General features: G+C 75.8%; 19 protein-coding genes. 5 read left to right on the top strand and 14 right to left on the bottom strand.

Translation table 11 applies throughout. The features are described from left to right. Positions 1–160: 160 nt before the first annotated feature. The 11 genes from M8330_RS09800 to M8330_RS09740 form a co-directional block, all read right to left on the bottom strand. Positions 161–649: a nucleoside deaminase gene (locus M8330_RS09800; RefSeq protein ID WP_250054231.1), complete on the bottom strand. Its 489-nt coding sequence runs from the start codon at positions 647–649 to the stop codon at positions 161–163. Further along, complete coding sequence (locus tag M8330_RS09795) at positions 646–3,408, bottom strand: molybdopterin-dependent oxidoreductase (RefSeq protein WP_284704480.1); 2,763 nt, start codon at positions 3,406–3,408, stop codon at positions 646–648. The genes M8330_RS09800 and M8330_RS09795 overlap by 4 nt, the downstream gene beginning before the upstream one ends. Further along, positions 3,405–4,199: an FAD binding domain-containing protein gene (locus M8330_RS09780; protein WP_250827171.1), complete on the bottom strand. Its 795-nt coding sequence runs from the start codon at positions 4,197–4,199 to the stop codon at positions 3,405–3,407. The genes M8330_RS09795 and M8330_RS09780 overlap by 4 nt, the downstream gene beginning before the upstream one ends. A gap of 17 nt (positions 4,200–4,216) precedes the next feature. Continuing rightward, a complete protein-coding gene (locus M8330_RS09775; protein WP_250054228.1) occupies positions 4,217–5,086 on the bottom strand; it encodes a MurR/RpiR family transcriptional regulator in 870 nt (289 codons plus the stop codon). Further along, positions 5,083–6,369 carry an allantoate amidohydrolase gene (locus tag M8330_RS09770; RefSeq protein WP_250827170.1) on the bottom strand — a complete coding sequence of 429 codons (1,287 nt, stop codon included), beginning with the start codon at positions 6,367–6,369 and terminating at the stop codon, positions 5,083–5,085. The genes M8330_RS09775 and M8330_RS09770 overlap by 4 nt, the downstream gene beginning before the upstream one ends. Further along, a complete protein-coding gene (locus tag M8330_RS09765; protein ID WP_250827169.1) occupies positions 6,366–7,601 on the bottom strand; it encodes a pyridoxal-phosphate-dependent aminotransferase family protein in 1,236 nt (411 codons plus the stop codon). The genes M8330_RS09770 and M8330_RS09765 overlap by 4 nt, the downstream gene beginning before the upstream one ends. Before the next feature lie 117 nt (positions 7,602–7,718). Next, positions 7,719–9,050, bottom strand: coding sequence for an allantoinase AllB (gene allB / locus M8330_RS09760; RefSeq protein ID WP_250827168.1), 1,332 nt, complete (start codon positions 9,048–9,050; stop codon positions 7,719–7,721). 14 nt (positions 9,051–9,064) lie between these two features. Continuing rightward, entirely contained in the window at positions 9,065–9,385 is a 321-nt protein-coding gene (gene uraH / locus M8330_RS09755; protein WP_250827167.1) for a hydroxyisourate hydrolase, read from the bottom strand. Positions 9,386–9,390: 5 nt separating this feature from the next. Beyond that, positions 9,391–9,912, bottom strand: coding sequence for a 2-oxo-4-hydroxy-4-carboxy-5-ureidoimidazoline decarboxylase (uraD, locus tag M8330_RS09750; RefSeq protein ID WP_250827166.1), 522 nt, complete (start codon positions 9,910–9,912; stop codon positions 9,391–9,393). Between the two features lie 163 nt (positions 9,913–10,075). Continuing rightward, positions 10,076–11,626, bottom strand: a complete 1,551-nt coding sequence (locus tag M8330_RS09745; RefSeq protein ID WP_250827165.1) for an AtzH-like domain-containing protein — start codon at positions 11,624–11,626, stop codon at positions 10,076–10,078. Then, on the bottom strand, positions 11,623–12,699 hold the full coding sequence (locus M8330_RS09740; protein WP_250827164.1) for an acetamidase/formamidase family protein: 1,077 nt from the start codon (positions 12,697–12,699) through the stop codon (positions 11,623–11,625). The genes M8330_RS09745 and M8330_RS09740 overlap by 4 nt, the downstream gene beginning before the upstream one ends. 96 nt (positions 12,700–12,795) lie before the next feature. On the opposite strand from M8330_RS09740, the gene M8330_RS09735 reads away from it, so the two are divergent. After that, positions 12,796–13,653, top strand: a complete 858-nt coding sequence (locus tag M8330_RS09735; RefSeq protein WP_250827163.1) for a thioesterase family protein — start codon at positions 12,796–12,798, stop codon at positions 13,651–13,653. A 21-nt stretch (positions 13,654–13,674) separates the two neighbouring features. Here M8330_RS09735 and M8330_RS09730 read toward each other — a convergent pair whose 3' ends face one another. Then, entirely contained in the window at positions 13,675–14,499 is an 825-nt protein-coding gene (locus tag M8330_RS09730; protein ID WP_250827162.1) for a hypothetical protein, read from the bottom strand. Beyond that, on the bottom strand, positions 14,496–15,437 hold the full coding sequence (locus M8330_RS09725) for an EamA family transporter (RefSeq protein WP_250827161.1): 942 nt from the start codon (positions 15,435–15,437) through the stop codon (positions 14,496–14,498). Before M8330_RS09725 ends, M8330_RS09730 begins: the two co-directional genes overlap by 4 nt. A 73-nt stretch (positions 15,438–15,510) precedes the next feature. On the opposite strand from M8330_RS09725, the gene M8330_RS09720 reads away from it, so the two are divergent. The 4 genes from M8330_RS09720 to M8330_RS09705 are packed head-to-tail and all read left to right on the top strand — an operon-like array spanning position 15,511 to position 19,817. Continuing rightward, the gene (locus M8330_RS09720; RefSeq protein ID WP_250827160.1) at positions 15,511–16,269 is read left to right on the top strand and encodes a (deoxy)nucleoside triphosphate pyrophosphohydrolase; all 759 of its coding nucleotides are present in this window, start codon (positions 15,511–15,513) and stop codon (positions 16,267–16,269) included. A 41-nt stretch (positions 16,270–16,310) separates the two neighbouring features. Then, entirely contained in the window at positions 16,311–17,258 is a 948-nt protein-coding gene (gene mshB / locus M8330_RS09715; protein ID WP_250054211.1) for an N-acetyl-1-D-myo-inositol-2-amino-2-deoxy-alpha-D-glucopyranoside deacetylase, read from the top strand. 31 nt (positions 17,259–17,289) lie between these two features. Next, positions 17,290–17,724 carry a hypothetical protein gene (locus M8330_RS09710; protein WP_250827159.1) on the top strand — a complete coding sequence of 145 codons (435 nt, stop codon included), beginning with the start codon at positions 17,290–17,292 and terminating at the stop codon, positions 17,722–17,724. Positions 17,725–17,735: 11 nt separating this feature from the next. After that, positions 17,736–19,817, top strand: coding sequence for a VanW family protein (locus M8330_RS09705; protein WP_250827158.1), 2,082 nt, complete (start codon positions 17,736–17,738; stop codon positions 19,815–19,817). A 25-nt stretch (positions 19,818–19,842) separates the two neighbouring features. Here the strand turns inward: M8330_RS09705 and M8330_RS22425 are convergent, their stop codons facing one another. Continuing rightward, entirely contained in the window at positions 19,843–20,856 is a 1,014-nt protein-coding gene (locus M8330_RS22425) for a GNAT family N-acetyltransferase (RefSeq protein WP_250827157.1), read from the bottom strand. Between the last annotated feature and the right edge of the window lie 18 nt (positions 20,857–20,874).

Genomic DNA, 20,874 nt, shown 5'->3' with positions numbered 1-20,874 from the left:
ACGTCGCGCAGCTCCTCAACGGACGACCACGCAAAACGCTCGGCTGGAAGAACCCAGCCGAGCGTCTGCGTGATCTACTCACCGCCAGCTAACAACAACGGTGTTGCGAGGACCGCTTGAATCCGCCGAGGGTGGCCGGGGCCTGCTGCGTGGCCACGACTCAGTAGTGGGTGCGGTCGTCCTTGGAGAGCCAGGCCGCGAACGGGTCGAAGGACTCGGGGACGCCGACGAGGTCGACGGGGGTCGGCCAGGTGTCGCGGTCCTGGGCGAACAGGTCGTAGAAGGCCCGGTCGTCGAAGCCGCCGCGGGCGGCGTCGTCACGGTCGGCGGCGTAGACGACCCGGTCCAGCCGGGCCCACAGCGAGGCGGCCAGGCACAGCGGGCAGGGCTCGCACGAGGTGTAGAGCGTGCAGCCGGTCAGCGAGAAGTCGCCGACCACCTGGCAGGCGGCGCGGATCGCGGTGACCTCGGCGTGCGCGGTGGGGTCGAGGTCGCGGGTGACGCGGTTCTGCCCGGTCGCGATCACCTCGCCGCCACGGACGATCAGCGCCCCGAAGGGGCCGCCGCCGGCCGCGACGTTGGCCTTGGCGAGGTCGAGCGCGCGCCGGATGAACGGCTCGTCGGCGGGGTGCGGGGCGGTCTCGGTCACGGTGCCTCCTGGGCAGGGACGGTGGGCTCGAGCGAGCCGGTGGCGGCGAGCCGCCAGACGCGGTCGCGGGTCATGGGCAGGGAGTGCGGGCGCACGCCGATGGCGTCGCGCACGGCGTTGGCCACCGCCGGGGCGACGGGGTTGTAGGGCGCCTCGGACATCGACTTCGCGCCGAGCGGCCCGATGGCGTCGTAGGTGTCGGCGAACAGCACCTGGGTCGGCGGCACGTCGGCCATCTGCGGGGTCCGGTAGTTGCGGAAGGTGCGGGTGGTGGCCACGCCGTCCTCGACGCGGACCTCCTCCAGCAGCGCCGAGCCGAAGCCCTGGGCGACGCCGCCCTCGACCTGTCCGCGCAGCTGCTCGGGGTTGAGCACGGTGCCGGCGTCGGCGGCGTGCACGGACCGCAGCACCCGCACCGCACCGGTGGGCACGTGGACGGCGGCGCGCACGGCGTGCACGTTGAAGGCGACCGACCTGGGGCTGCCGTGGTGCTCGCCCCGGGCGACCAGCGGCGCCTCGGGGGTGGCGACCTCGCCGGCGGTGATCCGGGCGGCCAGGGCCCGGGCCGCGTTCAGCACCGCGCCGCCGGCGACGACCGAGCCGGTCGAGCCGTAGGCGCCGGTGTCGTGGGCGACGGCGTCGGTGTCGGCGGAGACCAGCCGCACCTGCGCGGCCGAGACCGGCAGCACCCCGGCCAGCGCCGAGACCACCAGCTGCACGTGCACGGTGGCCGAGCCGTTGCCGAACTCGGCCGAGCCGACGTGCAGCTCCACGGTGCCGTCCGCGAGCAGCACCACCGAGGCGTCCGCGTGGTGCCCGCGCGGGGGGATGGTGGCGATCATGGCCGCGGCCATGCCCTCGCCCACGCGCCACTCCGAGGCGGTGGCGCCGGCGGTGGGCAGCAGCAGGGCGTCGAGCTCGGCCTCGGTGGTGCCCGGGCCGCCGGGGCCGGGGGCAGCCAGCGCGTCGCGGACCAGGTCGAGGCACTGCCCGAACCCGTCGGTGCCGTGCACGAGGTCGGTGTCGGGGGCGCCGTTGACCACGAAGTCGTCGCCGGGGCGCACCGCGTTGCGGCGGCGCAGCTCGAACGGGTCGACGCCGCTGACGCGCGCCAGCTCGTCGAGCGCGGACTCGATGCCGAAGACCACCTGGCCGAGGCCGTAGCCGCGGAACGCGCCCGAGGGCACCTGGTGGGTGTAGACCGACTCGGCGTCGACCCGCTTGTTGGCGCAGCGGTAGAGCGCGATCGACTCGTGGGTGCCGTGGAACAGCACGCCGGGGCCGTGGTTGCCGTAGGCGCCGGTGTCGGCGAGCACGTCGACCTTGAGCGCGGTGAGCACGCCGTCGGCGTCCGCCCCCAGGTCGACGCGCACCCGCATCGGGTGACGCACAGGGGTGGCGCCGAACTGGTGCTCGCGGGTGAGCTCCCACTGCACGGGCGCGTAGGTGCCCTGCTGGGCCAGGCGCAGGACGGCCAGGCCGACGAGGTCCTCGACGAGCATCTCCTGCTTGCCGCCGAAGCCGCCGCCGACGCGGGCGGCACGCACGCGCACCTGGCCCTGGTCGAGGCCGAGCACGTGGGCGAGCTCGTCGCGCACGAGGAACGGGACCTGGGTGGAGGTCCGCAGCTGCAGCCGGCCGCCGTCGTCCAGCGGCGCGTCGAGCCAGGCGCGGGCGCCGTGGGTCTCCAGGGCCGTGTGGTCGACGCGGGAGGTGCGCCACTCGCCGCGGACGCGGTGGACGGCGGCGGCCAGCCCGGCCTCGACGTCGCCGACCTCGCCGTGGGTCTGGGCGACGACGTTGCGCCCGGGCTCGCTGATCCGGCTGGCCTCGGTGGTCTTCTCGCCGTGCACCAGCGGGGCGCCCGGTGCGCGGGCCTCCTCGGGGTCGAGCACGTGCGGGAGGACCTCGTAGTCGACCTCGACGAGGAGGCAGGCGGCCTCGGCCGTGGCCACGTCGTCGGCGACGACCGCGGCCACGCGCTGGCCGACGAACCGCACGACGTCGTCGAGCACGCGGGTGTCGTCGGGGTCGTCGAGGCGCGACTCGTGGCGGCCGGTGGAGAACAGCACGGCGGGGGAGTCGTGGTGGGTGAGCACCAGGTGGACGCCGGGCAGCGCCGCGGCCGCCGCGGTGTCGATGCGCGTGATCCGGGCGTGCGGGTGCGGGCTGGTGAGCACCGCGAGATGCAGCGTCGCGGCCTGCTCGGTGGCGGGGACGTCCATCGTGTACTGCTCGGTGCCCGTGACCACCCGGCGGGCGGCCGGGGGCGGGACGCTGGCGCCGACGCCCGCGCCGACCTCGTCGGCGCAGCCGGCGTTGCGGACGCCGCCGATCGCGTCGCGGATCGACCGGTACCCGGTGCAGCGGCACAGGTTGCCCTTGAAGGTGCGCTCGACGTCGGCCTCGGGCACCGGCCCGTCCGAGGTGGCGGCGGCCGTGGTGACGACGAAGCCGGCGGTGCAGAAGCCGCACTGGAAGCCCTGGGCGTCCGCGAACGCCTGCTGGGCCGGGTGCAGCTCGCCGTCGGGGCCGGTCAGCCCGGCCAGCGTCGTGACCGAGGTGCCCTCGGCGCGCGGCGCCGGGACGAGGCAGGAGTGCCGTGCCTCACCGTCGACGAGCACGGTGCAGGCGCCGCAGTCGCCGGCGTCGCAGCCCTTCTTCACGTCCGTCGCGCCGGTCTCGCGCAGCAGGGTGCGCAGGCACTGGCCGGGCCGGGCGTCGACCTCGACCGGTGCGCCGTTCAGCTCGAACCTCATGCGGCACCTCCGGTGAGCGCGTCGCGGACCTGGCCGACGAAGCGGGTCGCGACGGCCTCGCGCCAGTCGGGCGCGCCGTGGGCGTCGTCGTGCCAGCAGTCGATGGCGGACGGGTCGTCGCCGTCGCGGAGCACCACGGGGCGGGCGGTCGCGCCGGTGACGCTGACCCGGGTGCCCGTCTCGGTGCGCACGCCGACGACGAGGACGCCGGAGCGTCCGCGGGCGGCCAGGGCGGCGTGCCGGACGGCGGCCACGGGCGTACGGCGACCGTCGGGACCCACGGGCCCGACCAGGGAGGAGCCGGGCACGTCGAGGGCGCGCAGCACCTCCCCGTCGTCCAGGGAGGTCTGCACGGGCCCGACGACGAGGTCCTCGACCGGGCAGGTGCGCTCGCCGCCGGCGGGGGTCCAGATCACGGCGGTGGCGCCCAGCGCGGTGAACAGCCCGATCATGGCACCCGCCGGCAGCGCCATGCAGACGTTGCCGCCGACGGTGGCCACGGCCTGGACCTTGAACGACATCAGCAGGCCGTCGGTCGCCTCGGGCCACAGCGACCCGGGCAGCGCGCGCACGCGCGCGATCGGGCAGGTGGCGGCGACCCGCAGGCCGCCGTCGGGCAGCGGCTCGAGGTCGGGCCAGCCCAGCGTGGTGAGGTCGACGAGCCCGGTGGTGCCGGGCTGGGGCTCGGAGTAGAGCCAGGTGCCGCCCGCGACGACCCGCTCGCCGGGCGCCAGGCCCAGGTCGGTGCGATCGGTGGCGCGGCGGAACCCGGTGACGGTGCCCAGGTCCATCAGATGATCCGCTCCACCTAGAGCACCCCCTGCTCGGTCTCCCCGAGCCGGTCGTAGGTGCGGCTGATCGCCGAGACCCGCTCCTGGGCGTCGGGGCCGAGCTCGGTCAGCACGGCGTCGGCCAGCACGGAGACCAGGCTCATCGCGGAGGCGTAGGAGTCGAAGGCGAGCGCGGAGGAGAGGGGGCACTCCAGCCAGGTGACGCCGGGGCCGGCGTGCTCGACGGCCGTCGGGTCGGCCACGAGGACGACGTCGGCGCCGGTCGCCGCGCCCTCGCGGAGGAACGAGCCGAAGCCCGCCGGGCGGCGGCGGAAGCCGATGACGACCAGCACGTCGCCCTCGGCCAGGTCGGCGAGCTCCTCGCCGAGCACCTGGCCCGGCAGCGGGGCGAGCCGCACGTCGCCGCGGGCGTGGGCCAGCTGCTGGCGCAGGTGCAACGCGACGGGGTGGCCGTTGCGCCAGCCCACCACGGTCACGCGCCGGGCCGCCGCCACGAGCCGGGCGGCGTCGAGCAGGGCCGGGCTCTCCACGGCCCGGCGCAGGGCGTCGGCCTCGCGCTCGAGGTGGTCGGTCAGGTCGGCGCCCGCCTCGCTGCGGCGCGGCTCGCCGGCCGAGGCGCGCAGCGCGCGCAGGTGGTCGCGGACCTCGTCGAAGTCGGCGAACCCGAGGCTGCGGAAGAGCCGGCTCATCGTGGCCTTGGAGACGCCGGCCATCTCGGCGAGCTCGGCGGCCCGGTAGGTCGCCAGGTCGTCGAGGTGCGTGAGCAGCGTGGAGGCCGCCTTGCGCTCCTGCGGCGAGAGCCGGGGGAGGCAGGCGGTGATCCGCTGGTCGATGCGGCCCGTCGGCTCGGTCTCGGCCGGGGTCCCGGCAGCCGGCAGTGTCGTCATCGGGCGGCCTCGGCCCGGCGGGCCCCGTACCGCGTGGCGACCGCCAGCACCGCGGCCTCGAACGCGTCCAGGCCGAGCGCGACGTCGACCTCGCGGACGTTCTCGCCCGGGTGGTGGCTGATACCGTCGAAGCAGCGCAGGAAGAGCATCGCGATCTCGGTGACCTGCGCGACCGCCATGGCGTCGTGGCCGGCGCGGCTCCACAGGCCCATGGGGTCGGTGTCGCCGGTGACGCCGATGCCCTCGACGACGGCGTCGGTGAGCCAGCCCGCGCAGGGCGCCGCGGGGGCGTGGTGGGTCTCGGTGACCTCCAGCCGCAGCCCGCGCAGCTCGCACAGCGTCTCTGCCTCGGCCAGCATCGCGTCCCACATCTGGTCGCGCTCGGGGTCGGTGGCGGCCCGCAGGTCCAGCGTCAGGTCGACGCGGCCGGGGATCACGTTGACGCCGCCGGGGTGCACGTCGAGGCGGCCCACCGTGGCGATGCACGAGGACTGGCGGGCCCGGCGCTCGATCGCGGTGACCACCTCGGACGCGCCGACCAGCGCGTCCTTGCGGCGCTCGTAGGGGGTGCCGCCCGCGTGCCGGGCCTCGCCGTGCACGGTCAGCAGGAAGCGGCGGGCGCCGGCGATGGTGGTGACGTAGCCCAGGCTCGCGTCGGCCGCCTCCAGGTGCGGGCCCTGCTCGATGTGGGCCTCGAGGTAGCCGACCAGGTCCTCCGGGCGGCGCGCGGCCTCGCCGACGGCCCGCGGGTCGAGGCCGAAGTCGAGGAACGCCTGGTGCAGCGTGGTTCCGCGCTTGTCGCGCAGGTCCCACCAGTCCGGGTCCCACTCGCCCGACCACGCCTGGCTGCCGAGCAGGGCCTTGCCGAAGCGGGTGCCCTCCTCGTCCGAGAAGCCGACGACCTCGAGGGCGAACGGCAGCGCGGTGCCGGACAGGCGCTCGGCCACGGCCACGGCCATGACCACGCCGAGCATCCCGTCGTAGGAGCCGGCGTCGGTGACGGTGTCGAGGTGGGAGCCGAGCACCAGGGCCGGCATGCCGGGCTCGGGGCCCTCGCGGCGGCCGTTGAGGTTGCCGGCCGCGTCGACCCACGTGCGCAGGCCGGCGGCCTGCATCCACCCGGCGACCAGCTCGTTCACGCCGGCGTGCTCAGGGGAGAGGTAGACCCGCTCGAGGGCGGTGGTCAGGGAGGAGTAGCGGTCCAGCTCGTCGCAGCGGGCCAGGACGCCGGCGGCGGTGGTGGCGCTGGTGGCGGTCCGGGGGTCCTGGGGGGTGGTGCTCATGCGGCGTACACCTCCCGCGCGGCGGCGACGCCTCCGCCGGCGACCACCTCCGCGCCACCGGCCCGCAGCACCTGCTCGAGGCAGGCCAGCGTGGTCAGCACGGCGTCGGTGCGGGCGTTGTAGCCCATGGTGCCGATGCGCCAGACCCGGCCGTGCAGCGGCCCGAAGGAGGTGCCGATCTCGATGCCGAACTCGGTGAGCAGCGCCGAGCGTGCGGCGTCGCCGTCGATGCCGTCGGGGATCTCGACGGCCACGACGTTGTGCATCTTGTGGGCGACGTCGCCGAAGACGGTGAGGCCGAGGCCGCGGACGCCGGCGAGCATCGCGGCCCCGTGCAGCCGGTGCCGCTCGACCGCGGCGTCGAGGCCCTCCGCGACCAGCAGTCGGGCGCACTCGCGGGCGCCGTAGAGCATCGTGGTCGCCTCGGTGTGGTGGTTGAGGCGGCGCGGGCCCCAGTAGTCCATGACCTGTGCGAGGTCGAGGTAGTTGGAGCGGATGACGGCGTGGTCGTTGCCGGCCTCGGCGTCGTCGTCCGCGGCCTCGCGGATGCCGGCCTCGACGACCTTGCGCGCGTCGATCCGGGCCGCGGCCGCGGGGGAGATGGTGATGGGGGCGCTGCCCGAGGGGCCGCCCAGGCACTTCTGGAGGCCGGCGGTGACGACGTCCACGCCCCACGCGTCGGTCTCGAAGGCGTTGCCGCCGAGGCTGGCGGTGGCGTCGACGTAGAGCATCACGTCGTGGCGGCGGCAGACCTCGCCGATCTCGGCGAGCGGCTGGCACATCGTGGTCGAGGTGTCGCCCTGGACGCAGGCGACCAGGCTCGGGCGAACCCGGAGGATCGCCTCCTCGACCATCTCGGCCGGCACGACCTCGCCCCACGGCACCTCGACGGTGTGCACCTGGGCGCCGCAGCGGGTGGCGATCTCGACCAGGAGGTGGCCGAAGCGGCCGAAGACCGGTACCAGCACGACCTGGCCCGGCTCGAGGAGGCTCACCAGAGCGGCCTCGATGCCGGCGCGCGAGGTGCCGTCGACCAGGAACGTCTGCTCGTTGGTCGTGCGGAAGACCTCGCGGTAGAGCCCCATGGTCTCGGTCATGGTGGCCGTCATCCACGGGTCGTACTGGCCCACCAGCTGCGCGGACATGGCACGCAGGACCCTCGGGTCGGCCGTGATCGGGCCGGGGCCCATCAGCAGTCGGGCAGGCGGGTCGATCGGTGGTGCCGGGCTCATGGCGACGACTGTATGAAACGATTGTTTCGTCCACGTCACGAGCGTGTGCGGCTGCGTTTCAGCAGGTCCGGGGTGGGCCGTGAAACGAGCGGGAGGTGGCTGCAACCGCGAGGCCGGTCAGCGGCGCAGCATGCCGCCGTGCGTGCCGGGGTCGGTGCGGTCGAGCATCCGTCCGCGCAGGATCGTGGTGGTGACCTGGCTGGGGAGCGTGAGCCCGTCGTAGGCCGAGATCGGGTTCTTGTGCGCCAGGCCGGCCGCGCTGACCGTGAGCGGCACGGCCTGGTCCAGCACGGCCAGGTCGGCGTCCGCGCCCACGGCGATGCGCCCCTTGTGAGCCAGCCCGACCTGGTCGGCGGTGTGGCGCGACATCCAGGCGCTCACCTTCTCCAGGCCGATGCCGCGGCGCGTGGCCTCGGCGGCCATGGCGGCCAGCCCGACCTGGAGGCCGGAGATGCCGCCCCAGGCCAGCTGGAGGTCGCCGTCCCCGGCGAGCTTGACCTCGGCGGTGGCCGGCGAGTGGTCGGAGACGACGCAGTCGATGATGCCGGCGTCCAGGGCCTGCCACAGCGCGTCGCGGTTGCCGTCGTCGCGGATCGGCGGGCAGCACTTGAACTGCGGGGACGCGTCCGGGATGCCCTCGGCGGCGAACGTCAGGTAGTGCGGGCAGGTCTCCACGGTGACCCGCAGGCCCTCGGCCTTCGCGTCGGCGAGCAGGTCGAGCGCGCGGGCGCTGGACAGGTGCAGCACGTGCACCCGGCCGCCGGTCTCGCGAGCCCCCTCGACGACCTGCGCGATCGCGGCGACCTCGGCCTCGTCGGGACGGGAGAGCAGGAAGTCGCTGTAGGCGCGGCTCGGCGGCGCGGGGGCCGCGTCGAGCACGCGGGCGTCCTCGGCGTGCACGATCATCAGGCCGTCGAAGGAGGCGATCTCGGTGAGCGCCTTGGTGAACTCGGCCGGCGAGAGCGGCGGGAACTCGTCCACGCCGGAGGGCGCGAGGAAGCACTTGAAGCCGAAGACGCCCGCCTCCCACAGGGGGGCGAGGTCCGCGACGTTGCCGGGCACGGCGCCGCCCCAGAAGCCCACGTCCATGGCCAGCTGGCCGGCCGCCACGGCCTGCTTGGCCTCGAGGTTCGCCACGCTCGTGGTGGGCGGGATCGAGTTCAGCGGCATGTCGACCAGCGTGGTGACGCCGCCCAGCGCGGCCGCGCGGGTGGCGGTGGCGAAGCCCTCCCACTCGGTGCGGCCGGGCTCGTTGACGTGCACGTGGGTGTCCACCACGCCGGGCAGGACGACGGCGGAGTCGGCGACGTGCAGCACCTCCGCCTCGCCGGGCAGCGGGAGGTCGACCGGGGCGACGCCGGTGATGGTGCCGTCCTCGATCAGCAGCGTGGCCGGGCGCACGCCCTCGGGAGTGAGGACGCGGCGGGCTCGGACGGCGTCGGGGGTCATGGTGGCTCTCCTGCTCAGCTGCCGCGGTAGGTCGTGTAGGCGAACGGGCTCAGCAGCAGCGCCACGTGGAAGTGCGGCTGGCTCTCGGTGACCTCGAAGGCGAGGTCGACGTGCGGGAAGAAGGTCTCGCGCCCCTGGGCGGCGAACCAGGGGCCGGTGGCGAAGCGCAGGCCGTGGGGGCCGACCGCGACGGGGTCGGGGAACCGGAACCGGCCGTCGTCGTCGGTGGTCGCGGTGGCGATCGCCGCGCCGTCGGGCGCGGTGAGCGTGACGCCGACGCCCGCGGCCGGGCGGCCGAGGGCGGCGTCGAGGACGTGGGTGGAGAGCGTGGGCACGCGGCTCAGCCTTCCACGGTGGCGCCGGTGGGGTCGTCGGCCACCAGCGCGGCCAGGCGCAGCACCGCGATCTCGCCGAGCTGCTGCTTGACCACGGCGGCCTCGGTGGCGTCGTCGTTGCCCAGCCGCTCCTCGAGCAGCGCGAGCATCTCCTCGGCCGAGCGGCCCGCGGCGCGCACCAGGTAGATCCGGTCGAACCGCTCCTCGTAGCGGCGGTTGCCGTCGGCCAGCCGAGCGGCGGTGCCGTCGTCCTGGCTCACGCCGGACTGCTCGCTGCGGCTCATGTCCGCACTGGCCCCCGGGCCCGTCGGCCGCTCGCCGATGCGCGGGTGGTCGGCCAGGGCGGCCTCGACCTCGGCGTCGGACCAGCTCGCGGCCTGCGCACGGGCGGCGGTGAGCAGGGCCGAGGCGTCCGGCCAGGGGCGGCCGGCGGCGAGCGTCTCGGCCCAGGAGTCGATCCGGACGCAGGGGGCGAGCACCGCGCGGGCCTCGTCGTCAGTGGCGGAGTTCAGGTCGTGCAGGAGCAACGGGCACCACGTTCTGCTCAGGAGTCGTCCGGGTCGCCCCGGTGGCGCGAGCCTGCCGGGACGGCGACTCTACGACCCTCCCGTTACGGCTCACGAAACAACTGTTTCAGTCCCGTTACGCCCGTCGCGGGCGTCGATGCCCCGGTGCTCGACCACCGGGCGGTCAGCCGGCGAGCGACGCGGCCAGGTCGAGCAGGGCGCGGTCGCGGCCGGGGGCGGCGACCAGGCACACGCCGCAGGGCGTGCCGGAGCGGGTGCGCAGCGGGAGCGAGACGGCGGGCAGACCGCCGAGCCCGGCCACGCAGGTGAGCCGCATGGTGGCGTCCCGCGTGGCCTGGAGCCCCGCGCCGGGGCGCGGTGCCGTGGAGGAGGAGGACGGCAGGACGAGCACCCGGTCGCCCACGAGGTCGCGGATGCGGGTGCGGGCGGTCTGCACGGTGTCCCACGCGACGTCCGCGTCGGCCTTGCTGATCCGCGAGGCCGCCTCGAAGCGACCGCGGACGTCGGGGCCGAGCGTGTCCATCCGGTCGGCGAGCCAGCCGCCGCGCACGCTCCACGCCTCGTAGGCCTGCCAGGTCTGGAAAGCCTGGAGCCAGGCGCCCAGCTCGCCCAGCGGCCAGCCCTCGCGCACCACGAGCCCGAGGTCACCCAGCCAGGCCTCGACCGCAGCCCGCACGTCCGGGTCCGCGAGACCGAGGAGGCCCGGGACGACGACCAGCTCGCTGGAGCCGGAGCCGGTGTCGGGCGGGAGCAGCACGTCGCCCACCGCGCGCAGCCGGTGGACGTCGCGGGTCAGCCAGCCGACGGTGTCGAAGGTCGGGGCGAGCGGCAGCAGGCCGCGCACGGACACGGCGCCGTGCGTCGTCCGGATGCCCGCGAGGCCCTGGTAGGCCGACGGCACCCGGATCGAGCCGCCCGTGTCGGTGCCCAGCCCGATGGTGGCCTGCCCCAGCGAGACCGCCGTGGCGGAGCCGGAGGTCGAGCCGCCCGGCACCCGGCGCGGCACGCGCGGGTTCGGCGGGGTGCCGTAGTGGTGGTTGGTGCCGGCGAGGCTGTAGGCGAACTCGTCGGTGCGGGTGATGCCCTTGACCGCGGCTCCGGCCTCCACCAGCCGCTCGACGGCCTCGGCGTCGCGGCGCTCGACCGGGGCGGCCGCCTCCCAGGCGGGGTTGCCGGCGCCGACCACGTGCCCGGCGACGGCGAAGAGGTCCTTCACGGCCACGGTCTCGCCGGTGAGCGGCCCGCCGGTGGCCGAGCCGGGCACCAGCGGGTCGCCGACGACCCGCCACACGCGCGTGTCGAGGGCCGGCGCGGGCACCGAGACGTGGGCGGCGGTGACCTTCCAGCCGCCGGGGGTCAGGGCCCAGAGCTGGGTCTGCTGGCCGCGCCCGCCGCGCGCGAGCTCGGTGACCGCGACGACGAGCGCGTGGTGGTCGTCGGTGACCTGGACGTGGGTCTGCACGATCCGGCGCTGCGGCGCCCCGCCACGGCCGGAGCGGAACGCGGCGATCTGGTCGTGGCCGACGAGCAGGCCGTCGGCGTCCCCGCGCAGCGTGGCCTCGCCCGGCGCGAACAGCCGGTCCAGTGCGTCGACGTCGTTGCTCATCAGGGCCTTCTCGTAGGCCCAGAAGGCCTCGACCAGGCCCGGGGGCACCGGCAGCGGGGTGCCGGTGCCGACACCCGTGCCGGCCCCGCCGGCGGACGCGGCGCTCATCGGGTCGCCCCGGCGAAGTCGGCCTTGCGGATCGAGGCGTGGCAGCCCTTCACGACGTCGACGACCTGCGAGATCTGGAAGTCGGTGGCGGCCGAGAGGTAGGCGTAGGCCAGGCGGGGGTCCATGCCGTAGCGGGCGCCCAGCACCGCGATGGCCTGGCGGACGCAGGCCTGGACGGCGAGGTCGAGGTCCTCGTCCATGCCCGTCGGGATCAGCAGGTCGGTGGTCTCCGCGATCGGTGCCACCACCTCGCCGAAGCGCTCGACGGCCTCGGCGGCGGGCACGACGTCCAGGTGGACGGTCAGGCGCAGCGAGGCCTCCAGGGCGGTGAGGCTGACCTCGCCGTCACCCTGCGCGAAGTGCGGGTCGCCGGCGTAGAACATCGCGTCCGCGACCTGCACCGGCAGGTACAGGGTGGCGCCGGTGGTGAGCAGCTTGATGTCGATGTTGCCGCCGTGCGGGCCGGGCGGCACCGAGTGCGGCCGCTGGGGGCCGGTGACGGCGACGCCCAGGACCCCCGGGAAGGGCGCGAGCGGGTAGCGGACGACGGGCTCCCCGCCGGGCACCAGGGGCAACGTCGCGTGGGTGCCGTCCTCGGTGAGGTGGGAGAACGCGCTGAAGACGTCCCCCTCGAGAGGGTACTCGCCGGGCAGGGCGCCGCGGCCGTGCCGGTTGGAGATCACGCCGTAGGGCACGCGGGGGAGGGTCTCCACCACGGTCACCGCCAGCAGGTCCCCCGGGCGGGCGCCGGTCACCGCGACGGGCCGGGAGACCACGTGCGGGCCGTCGACGCCGAAGGTGCGCGGGTAGTCGGACGCCGCCAGCGCGACGGCGTCGTCGAGCACCTCGACGCCGTCCGGGCCGTGCGCGGTGAAGAACGCCCGCGGGTCGCGTCCCTGGTCCTCGAGGATGCCCTCGTGGCTGATCGTGTCGAGGGTGACCTCGGTGCCGGGCTCGACGCGCAGCACGGGCTCGTCGGTCTCGCAGGGCAGCCGGCCCCAGAGGACGTTCTCGGTCGTCGAGGGCAGGTAGGTCCCCCGGACCGGCCCCACGCCGGTCTGCAGCGTCTCCATGGCTGGTCACCCTACGGACACCTGTCGTGGCCGAGCACCCGTCCGCGCCGTCGTGGTGCTCGCCGACCGTGCGGACACGTTGTTACTGTCCAGTACGTGAGCACCGAGCCCCTCGCCGCGTCGACCCACGAGTTCGACCGGCAGACCGCCGTCCGTCCGCTGCCCGGCACCGCGCCCGACGCCCCGGCGGGCCGCTACGCCGCCGCGCTGACCGGCGGCTGGAGCGTCGGTGGGGGTGTCAACGGCGGCTTCCAGCTGGGCGTCGTCGGCGCCGCCGTCCGCGCCCACCTGCCCGCCCACTCCGACCCGGTGAGCATCAGCGCGCACTACCTCTCCGCGGGCACCGACGGCCCGGCCGAGGTCGAGGTCGACCTCGAGCGTGTCGGGCGCCTGGCCACGGTCCGGGCCCGGCTCATGCAGGGCGGCGCCACCCGGATCGCCGCGATCGGCACCTTCGGCGACCTCGCCGCCGCGCACGAGGCCGCTGCCGGCGACGAGCGGCTCACCGCGACGCCGCCCGACCTGCCCGCGCCCGAGCGGTGCCCGGGCCCCGAGCACACGCCGCCCCAGATGCTCGAGATCGCCCCGATGATGGAGCGCTTCGAGATGCGCTTCGACCCCGCGTGCGCCGGCTTCGCCGTCGGTGCGCCCTCGGGCCAGGGGCGGCTCAGCGCCTGGTTCCGGTTCCGTGACGGGCGCGAGCCCGACACGCTCTCCCTGCTCACCGCGCTCGACGTGCTGCCGCCGGTCACCTTCGACCTCGGCCGACCCGGCTGGGCGCCGACCCTCTCGCTCACCGCGCACGTGCGCCGTCGCCCCGCGCCGGGCTGGCTGCGGATCACCCAGGCCACGCGCCACCTCGCGGGCGGGATGTTCGAGGAGGACTGCGAGGTCTGGGACGCGGACGACCACCTCGTCGCCCAGGCCCGCCAGCTCGCCCTCGTCCCTCGCTGACCGGCGAGTCGGCAGAAGCTTTCAGCCGGCGACGCGGACGAGCCAGCGCCGGTGCGGGTGCTCCGTGGCGCACCACAGGCGGCCGTCGGGGTCCCGGGCGAGGTCCTCGGGCCCCATCGGCAGCGCCCAGCGGCGGGCGCGCCACGCCCCGGGGGAGCCGGTCCACAGGGTGCCCGGCACCCACGGCCCGTGCGAGGTCGAGAGGACGCCGGCACCCGGCTCGCCCGCGCCGAGGGCGAGCACCGCGCCCTGCATGCCGGCCGGGCCCTCGCCCAGCACGCGGGCCGGGCCGGTCGGCACGCCGTCGTCCAGCGGCACGTGCGCCAGGCGCCGCGGGGCCTCGCCCCGGGCGTACTCGCCGACCACCAGCCCGCCGCCGGCCGGGGCCAGGAACGAGACCCGCAGCGCCGGCCCGTCGGCCACCTCCAGCGGGCCGCTGGCGCGCCGCACCCGCCACGGCTCCGCGGGCGCGGCGGGCAGGTCGTCGGCGTGCAGGCTGACGAACCCGGCCCGGGTCGCGGCCACGTGCAGCCACGGGCCGTCCGCGGCGAGGCCACCGGCGTGCACGTGCAGGGGCGCACCGTCCTCGCCGGCCAGCGGGACGTGTGCGTAGCGGCCCGCCCGGGTGTCCGCGACGCTCACCCGCGCGCCGCCGTCCTTGGCGTACCAGGCGACGAGGAGGAGACCGTCCCCCGGCGCGGCGACGCCCTGGGGCCACCAGCGCGGGTCCGCGCGGTCGTCGGCCTCCCAGGCCCAGGCGGCGCGCACCGCGAGGCCGGGCGCCCAGGTGCGGCGCAGCCGCCGGGGCAGGGGGAGGCCGCGCAGGGCGTCGACGAGCGGGGTCATGGCTCCTGCCTACCGCCCCGGCGGGGCAGGCGCACCGCCCCGGTAGCGATCGCGACGCCGGCCGCGCCGACCAGCAGGCCGACGACCTCGCGCAGGCCGAGCGGCTCGTCGAGCAGCAGCGTCGCGGCCACCGCCGTCACCGGCGGCATCAGGAAGAACAGGCTGGCGGCCGCGCCCGCCCCGCCCGCGCGGACGAGGCGACCGAGCAGCAGCAGCCCGGCGACGGAGTTGATGCCGGCCAGCCACAGCACGTCCAGGGCCAGCAGCCCGGGGGACTCCACCGCCGGCAGCCCCTCGGTGGCGACCATGAGCACCAGCAGGGGTGGCACGCTGACCGCGCACTGCACGGTGGCCGACCAGACGGGGTCCACCTCGCCGGTCCACCGCTGGCCCAGCGTGCCGAGGGTGAGGCAGAGCAGGCTGCCCAGCCCGAGCAGCACGGCCGTGGGCGAGACGGCGGTGCCGGAGGCCCCGCCGCCCCAGACGTCCGGGCCCAGCACCACCAGCACGCCGACGACCCCCGCGGCGAAGCCGATCACCTGCACCGGGCGCAGCCGCTCGCGCAGCAGCAGGGTCGCCAGCAGCGCGGTGAGCACGGGGGAGAGGGAGTGCAGCAGCGCCGCCAGCGTGGCCGGCAGCCCGATCTCGAACCCCTCGTACATGAGCGCGAAGACGGCCGCGTTGATCAGCAGGCCGGTCGCGGCCACCCGCAGCAGGTCGGCCCGGGAGAACCGCGGCCGGCCGCGCAGGGCCAGGGCGAGCCCGCCGAGCATCAGCGTGGCCACGCCGAACCGCAGCACCAGGAGCGCGATGGGGGCGGAGAGGTCCACGCCCACCGGGGCCGCGATGTAGCCGCTGCTCCACACCACGACGAACGCGGCGGCCGGCAGGAGGGGCAGCCGCGCGGGCGGCAGCAGGGTGGGGGTGCTCCGAGTCACCGGGGCAGTCTGGCGCACGCCGGCCCCTCCCCGTGGGTGCTGCCCCGTCGCCCGAGGGCCCTACGGTGGGCGCGTGCCCGAGCAGCCCCCGCCCCGCCTCGTCGTCGGTGCCGCCATCGTCCGCGGCGCCCGGGTGCTCGCCGCCCGCCGCACCACCCCGCCCGCGGCGGCCGGGCGCTGGGAGCTGCCCGGCGGCAAGGTGGAGCCGGGCGAGCCCCCGGCTGCTGCCGTCGAGCGCGAGGTCGACGAGGAGCTGGGCTGCGAGGTCGAGGTCGTCGCCTGGCTCGACGGCACCTCCCGCATCCGCGAGGCGACGGACGACGGCCCGGCGCTCGACCTGCGGGTCGCGCTGGCCCGCGTGGTGGGCGGCGAGCCCGAGCCGACCGACGAGCCCGGCGGCCACGACCAGGTGCGCTGGCTGGCGGCCGAGGAGCTGGACGAGGTCGACTGGCTGGACTCCGACCGGCCGTTCCTCCCGCAGCTGCGCCACCACCTGGCGCGGGTGGCGGCCGACCAGCGCCGCCTCGTCCTGTTCGAGGAGGAGGACGCGCTCGCCGTGCAGCAGCGCCTGGTGGCGGACGGGTTCGACGCCGTCCTGACCCGGGAGCGGCTGGCGGGCGAGGACGACGACGAGGACCACCCCTGGGCGGTGCTCACCGACGCGCCCACGTTCGTGGTCGAGCTGCTGCTCGACGAGGTCGACGGCTGGCTGGACGAGGGGGACCAGCCGGGTGCCGGGGAACAGGCCGGGCCCCGTGCCGGTTGGACCCCGACGGCACCGCCCGCCCTGCCCACGGCCCCGAAGCGCGTCAAGCGCCCCGACCAGGCCTGAGCCGCGGCTCCCCGCTCCACCGCTTCCCAGGAATCGAGACCATGACCTCCAGCCCCCTCCCCGTCGCCGACCAGCGGCTCCTCCTCGTCCACGCCCACCCCGACGACGAGACGATCGGCAACGGCGCCACCATGGCGAAGTACGTCGCCGAGGGGCGCCGGGTCACGATGGTGACCTGCACGGCCGGCGAGATGGGCGAGATCCTCGTGCCCGAGCTGGAGCACCTGGCCGCCGACCGCGAGGACAAGCTCGGCGAGCACCGCCGCGGCGAGATCGCCGACGCCATGGCCGCGCTCGGGGTCACCGACCACCGCTTCCTCGGCGGCTTCGGCCGCTTCCGCGACTCCGGCATGAAGTGGGCGCCCGAGGGCGGCTACGCCATCCCCGCCGACGACGTGCACGAGAACGCGTTCTGGCACAGCGACCTCGTCGTCGCCGCCGACGAGCTCGTGCGCATCATCCGCGAGGTCCGGCCCCAGGTGCTGGTCACCTACGACGAGTTCGGCGGCTACGGCCACCCCGACCACAAGCAGGCCCACCGGGTCGCCACCTACGGGGCCGCGCTCGCCGCGGTGCCCTCCTACAAGCCCGAGCTCGGTGCCGCGTGGGACATCCCGAAGCACTACTGGAACGCGATGAGCGAGTCCCGGATGCGCGAGGGCATGCGCCAGCTCAAGGCCGCCGGCGAGGAGGTCGAGTTCTTCGGCGGCGACCCGGACGGGCCGCTCCCGCCGGTCGTCGTGGCCGACGAGCACCTGGCCGCGGTCGTGGACGGCGGCTCCGAGGGCGCCCGCGCGAAGCTGGACGCCATGCGCGCCTACCCGACCCAGATCCAGGTCGACGGGCCCTTCTTCGCACTCTCGAACAACCTGGGCGACCGCGTGTGGGCCGAGGAGTTCTACCGGCTCGCCAAGGGTGTGCAGGGCCCCGTCAACGACGAGGGCCTGGAGACCGACCTGTTCGCCGGCCTCGACTCCTCCTGGGCCTGAGCGAGCGGGCCCGGACGAGCGGGATGAGCGGGTGGACGCGGTGGCGTCGCTGAGGGCGGTGCTGGGACCGGTGCTGGGGACCGTCGCGGTCGTGGCGCTCGCGCTGCTCACCGCCGTCCCCGCCCTCCTGCTGCACCGCGACACGGTGGGCGCGGTCCTCGGCTGGGCCGCCATCGTCCTGTGCCTGCTCGCCCTGCGCCCGGGCGTGCGCACCCGGCTGCTCTACGCGCTCGTGCTGTGCGGCGTCCTCTGGTACGGCTCCCAGCAGGCGGCCGACGGGGGCTTCCTCGTCACCGCCGACGCGCGGGGGTGGGCCCTCATCGCCCTGGCCCTGGTGGCGGTGCTCCTGGCGGTGGTCACGCTGCCGGGCCCGCAGCGCCGCCGGGACGACCACGTGAGTGACGGTGGCGAGGAGAGCGCGGACGACGGCCCCGTCGGTGCGGCTGAGAAGCACCTGGGAACGTAAACTCCCCGCTCGTGACGAGCCCCGACGACCGGCCCGACGACCGGCCCGACGACCGGCCCGACGACGTGCAGCCCACCGACGTGGAGCCCACGGACCCCGAGCGCGACGCGTCGCAGCCCGCTGTCGAGCCCGAGCCTGCTGCAGCGACCGACGCCGAGCCGGACGCCGAGCCCGACGCGGACCCGGAGACCGAGGTGCTCGACACCGCCGAGCCGGACCCGGAGCCCGAGCCGGAGCCCGCGGACGACACGGGCTTCTTCGGCTCGGTCGCCACGGAGGACGCCCCGCCCGCCGCGGCAGCCGCTGCCGCGGGCACGCCGGCGAAGGCGCCGAAGCCGGCCCGCTCCGGGCCGGGCGGCAAGGTCGCGCTGCTGACCGTGCTCGCCCTGGTCGTGCTGGTCGGCGGCGGCTACGCCGCGGCGGCCCTCGCGGCCGGTGACCGGCTACCGCAGGACGCCACCGTGGCCGGCGTGGAGGTCGGCGGGCTGATCCCGTCGGCCGCCGAGACCCGGCTCGAGGAGGCGCTCTCGGAGACCGCGTCCGCCCCGATCGACGTGGTCGTCGACGGCACGACGACCACCCTCACGCCCGGCGAGCTGGGGCTCTCCATCGACTACGCGGCCTCCGTGGCCGCCGCCGGCGGCGGACGCTCGTTCGACCCGCGCCGCGTCTGGGACTGGTACACCGGCGGCGACGAGACCGACGCCGTCGTCGCCGTGGACGAGGACGCGCTCGCCGCGACCGTCGAGCGGCTGGCCGCCGACGTCGCCGTGGCCCCCGTGGACGGCGGGGTGGAGTTCCGTCGTGGACGCGCCGTGGCCGTCGCCGCCCAGGACGGCTCCGGCCTCGACGTCGAGGACGCGGCGGCCGCGCTCGTGGCCGTCTACCCCGGCGGCGACGAGGTCACCCTGGACCCGGTCGACGTCGAGCCCGCCGTGAGCGACGCCGACGTGGCCGACGCGATCGCCGGCTTCGGCGCCACCGCGACCTCCGGGCCGGTCGTGCTGCGCTTCGGCGGCAACCCGGTGCGCCTGACCACCCGCCAGTTCGACGACGCCCTGCGGATGACGGTCGAGGACGGCGCGCTCGTGCCGTCCGTGCGCCGCAAGCCGCTGCTCGCGCTGGTCGACGGCGCCACCGCCGGCGCGGACGCCCCGGTCGACGCGACCTTTCGGCTCACCTCCGACGGCGAGCCCCGCGTGGTGCCGGCCAAGCCCGGCGTCACCTACCGCCCGGCGGCCGTCACCAGCGCGTTCCTGACCGCGGTCAGCAGCGACGAGGACCGCACCGCCCGGGTGCGGGCGAAGGTCGCCGAGCCGGAGCTGACCACCAAGGAGGCCCGCGCGCTCGGCGTGGTCGAGGAGGTCTCCTCCTTCACCACCGAGTGGCCGCACGCCGACTACCGCAACACCAACATCGGCCGCGCCGCGGAGCTGGTCGACGGCACGCTGCTGCTGCCCGGCGAGACGTTCTCGATGAACGACATCGTCGGCGAGCGCACCCGGGAGAACGGGTTCACCGAGGGCTTCATCATCTCCAACGGCATCCTCGTGGAGGACCTCGGCGGCGGTGTCTCCCAGATGGCCACGACCCTGTTCAACGCCATGTTCTTCGCGGGCCTGGAGGACGTGGAGCACAAGCCGCACTCGTTCTACATCAGTCGCTACCCGATCGGTCGGGAGGCGACCGTGGTCTGGGGCGCGCTCGACCTGCGGTTCCGCAACAACACCGACCACGGCGTCTGGGTCCGCTCCTCGACGACGCCCTCGACGCCCAGCAGCAGCGGCTCGGTGACCGTGACGATGTACTCCACCAAGACGTGGGACATCACCACCTCCACCTCCGAGCGCTACGACTACACGGCGCCGACCACCCGCACGCTGACCACGGACGACTGCTACGCCTACACCGGCAGCCAGGGCTTCTCGATCGACGTCTACCGGTACTTCCGGGAGCCGGGACAGGACGAGCTGGTCGACACCGAGACCTTCCACACCGTCTACACCCCGCAGGACTCGGTGGTCTGCGAGGCGCCGCCCTCCGACAACGGCGGCAACGGTGGCGGCGGCAACGGCGGCGGCGGCAACAACTGACGCTGAGGCTCGGTCAGGGGGCCGGTCAGGGAGCGGGCGTGCCCGGTGGCACGAGGTACCGGGTGCCGTGGTGCACCTCGAGGCCCATGCCCTCGTAGAGGGCCTGCGCGGCCGCGTTGTCGGTCTCCACGTGCAGCCACGCGAACCGCGCGCCGCGCTCGGCGGCCCACTCCAGCAGGGCGTCGACCAGGTCGCCGGCCAGTCCCTGGCGGCGGTGCTCGGGGCGCACGCGCAGGCCGTGCATGCCCAGCCAGTCGGCCGCGAGCACCGCGTGGCACTCGCCGAGTCGGCCGCCGGCGTCCGCCACGGCCGCCTCGGCGCGGGCGACCTGCCCGGGCCCGGGCGCGGGCTCCAGCAGGGACGAGGGGGAGAGGACCGCGCGGTCGCCGCCCCGGCCGCGCCGGCCGCGCCGCACCTGGGAGAGCGACCCGGCGCGCATCTCGGCGTCCCCGCCCGGGACGACGCTCCAGCCGGCGTCGAGCAGCGCCTGCTCGACCTCGCTGCCGGCCTCCACCTGCGCCAACGCCGGCCGGTCGCGGGCGGAGTACCAGGCGAGGACCCGGCGCAGGGCCTCGTCCGTGCCCACCCCGGGGTCGCCCATGGCCAGCACCGAGGTCGCGCGCTTGAGCGGGCGACCCACCGGCGCGGGGTCGTGCCGCAGCACCCACTCGCCGATCGCCTCGGTCTCCACGTGGCCGAACATCGTGAGGCAGTGCTGCTCGGCGTCGCGAGCGCTGACCCGCGCCAGCGCCGAGGCCCGTGGCGGCACCGGCTTGCCGGAGACGAGGTCGGCGAAAGCGATCCGCACGGGCTCCTCCTCGCCGTGCCGCGGGCCGTCGGGCGCGAGCAGCAGACTGTCCTCGTCCCACGCCAGGCAGACGCCCAGCAGGTCGGTGGTCGCCTCGGCGCCGCTGGGGCCGGCCTCGCCGCGCAGCCGACGTCGCACGACCACGCGTCGACCCACCACGTGCGGGCCCAGGAACGGGGTCCCGCCGGACGCGACGGGTGTCGAGGGGTGGTCTTCCGCAGGATCCGGCACGCCGGGATACTAGGGTGG

The sequence above is a fragment of the Nocardioides bruguierae genome (assembly GCF_023656415.1).
Lineage (GTDB): Bacteria > Actinomycetota > Actinomycetes > Propionibacteriales > Nocardioidaceae > Nocardioides > Nocardioides bruguierae.
Note: the sequence above shows the minus strand (reverse complement) of the source record. Positions and strands in the feature narration are given on the sequence as shown.

Excerpts from the sequence above, each read along its gene's own strand:
- M8330_RS09795 (WP_284704480.1), bottom strand. The coding sequence starts at position 3,408 with ATGAGGTTCGAGCTGAACGGCGCACCGGTCGAGGTCGACGCCCGGCCC.
- M8330_RS09775 (WP_250054228.1), bottom strand. The coding sequence starts at position 5,086 with ATGACGACACTGCCGGCTGCCGGGACCCCGGCCGAGACCGAGCCGACG.
- M8330_RS09745 (WP_250827165.1), bottom strand. The coding sequence starts at position 11,626 with ATGAGCGCCGCGTCCGCCGGCGGGGCCGGCACGGGTGTCGGCACCGGC.
- M8330_RS09730 (WP_250827162.1), bottom strand. The coding sequence starts at position 14,499 with ATGACCCCGCTCGTCGACGCCCTGCGCGGCCTCCCCCTGCCCCGGCGG.
- mshB (WP_250054211.1), top strand. The coding sequence starts at position 16,311 with ATGACCTCCAGCCCCCTCCCCGTCGCCGACCAGCGGCTCCTCCTCGTC.
- allB (WP_250827168.1), bottom strand. The coding sequence starts at position 9,050 with ATGACCCCCGACGCCGTCCGAGCCCGCCGCGTCCTCACTCCCGAGGGC.
- M8330_RS09740 (WP_250827164.1), bottom strand. The coding sequence starts at position 12,699 with ATGGAGACGCTGCAGACCGGCGTGGGGCCGGTCCGGGGGACCTACCTG.
- M8330_RS09765 (WP_250827169.1), bottom strand. The coding sequence starts at position 7,601 with ATGAGCCCGGCACCACCGATCGACCCGCCTGCCCGACTGCTGATGGGC.
- M8330_RS09780 (WP_250827171.1), bottom strand. The coding sequence starts at position 4,199 with ATGGACCTGGGCACCGTCACCGGGTTCCGCCGCGCCACCGATCGCACC.
- M8330_RS09770 (WP_250827170.1), bottom strand. The coding sequence starts at position 6,369 with ATGAGCACCACCCCCCAGGACCCCCGGACCGCCACCAGCGCCACCACC.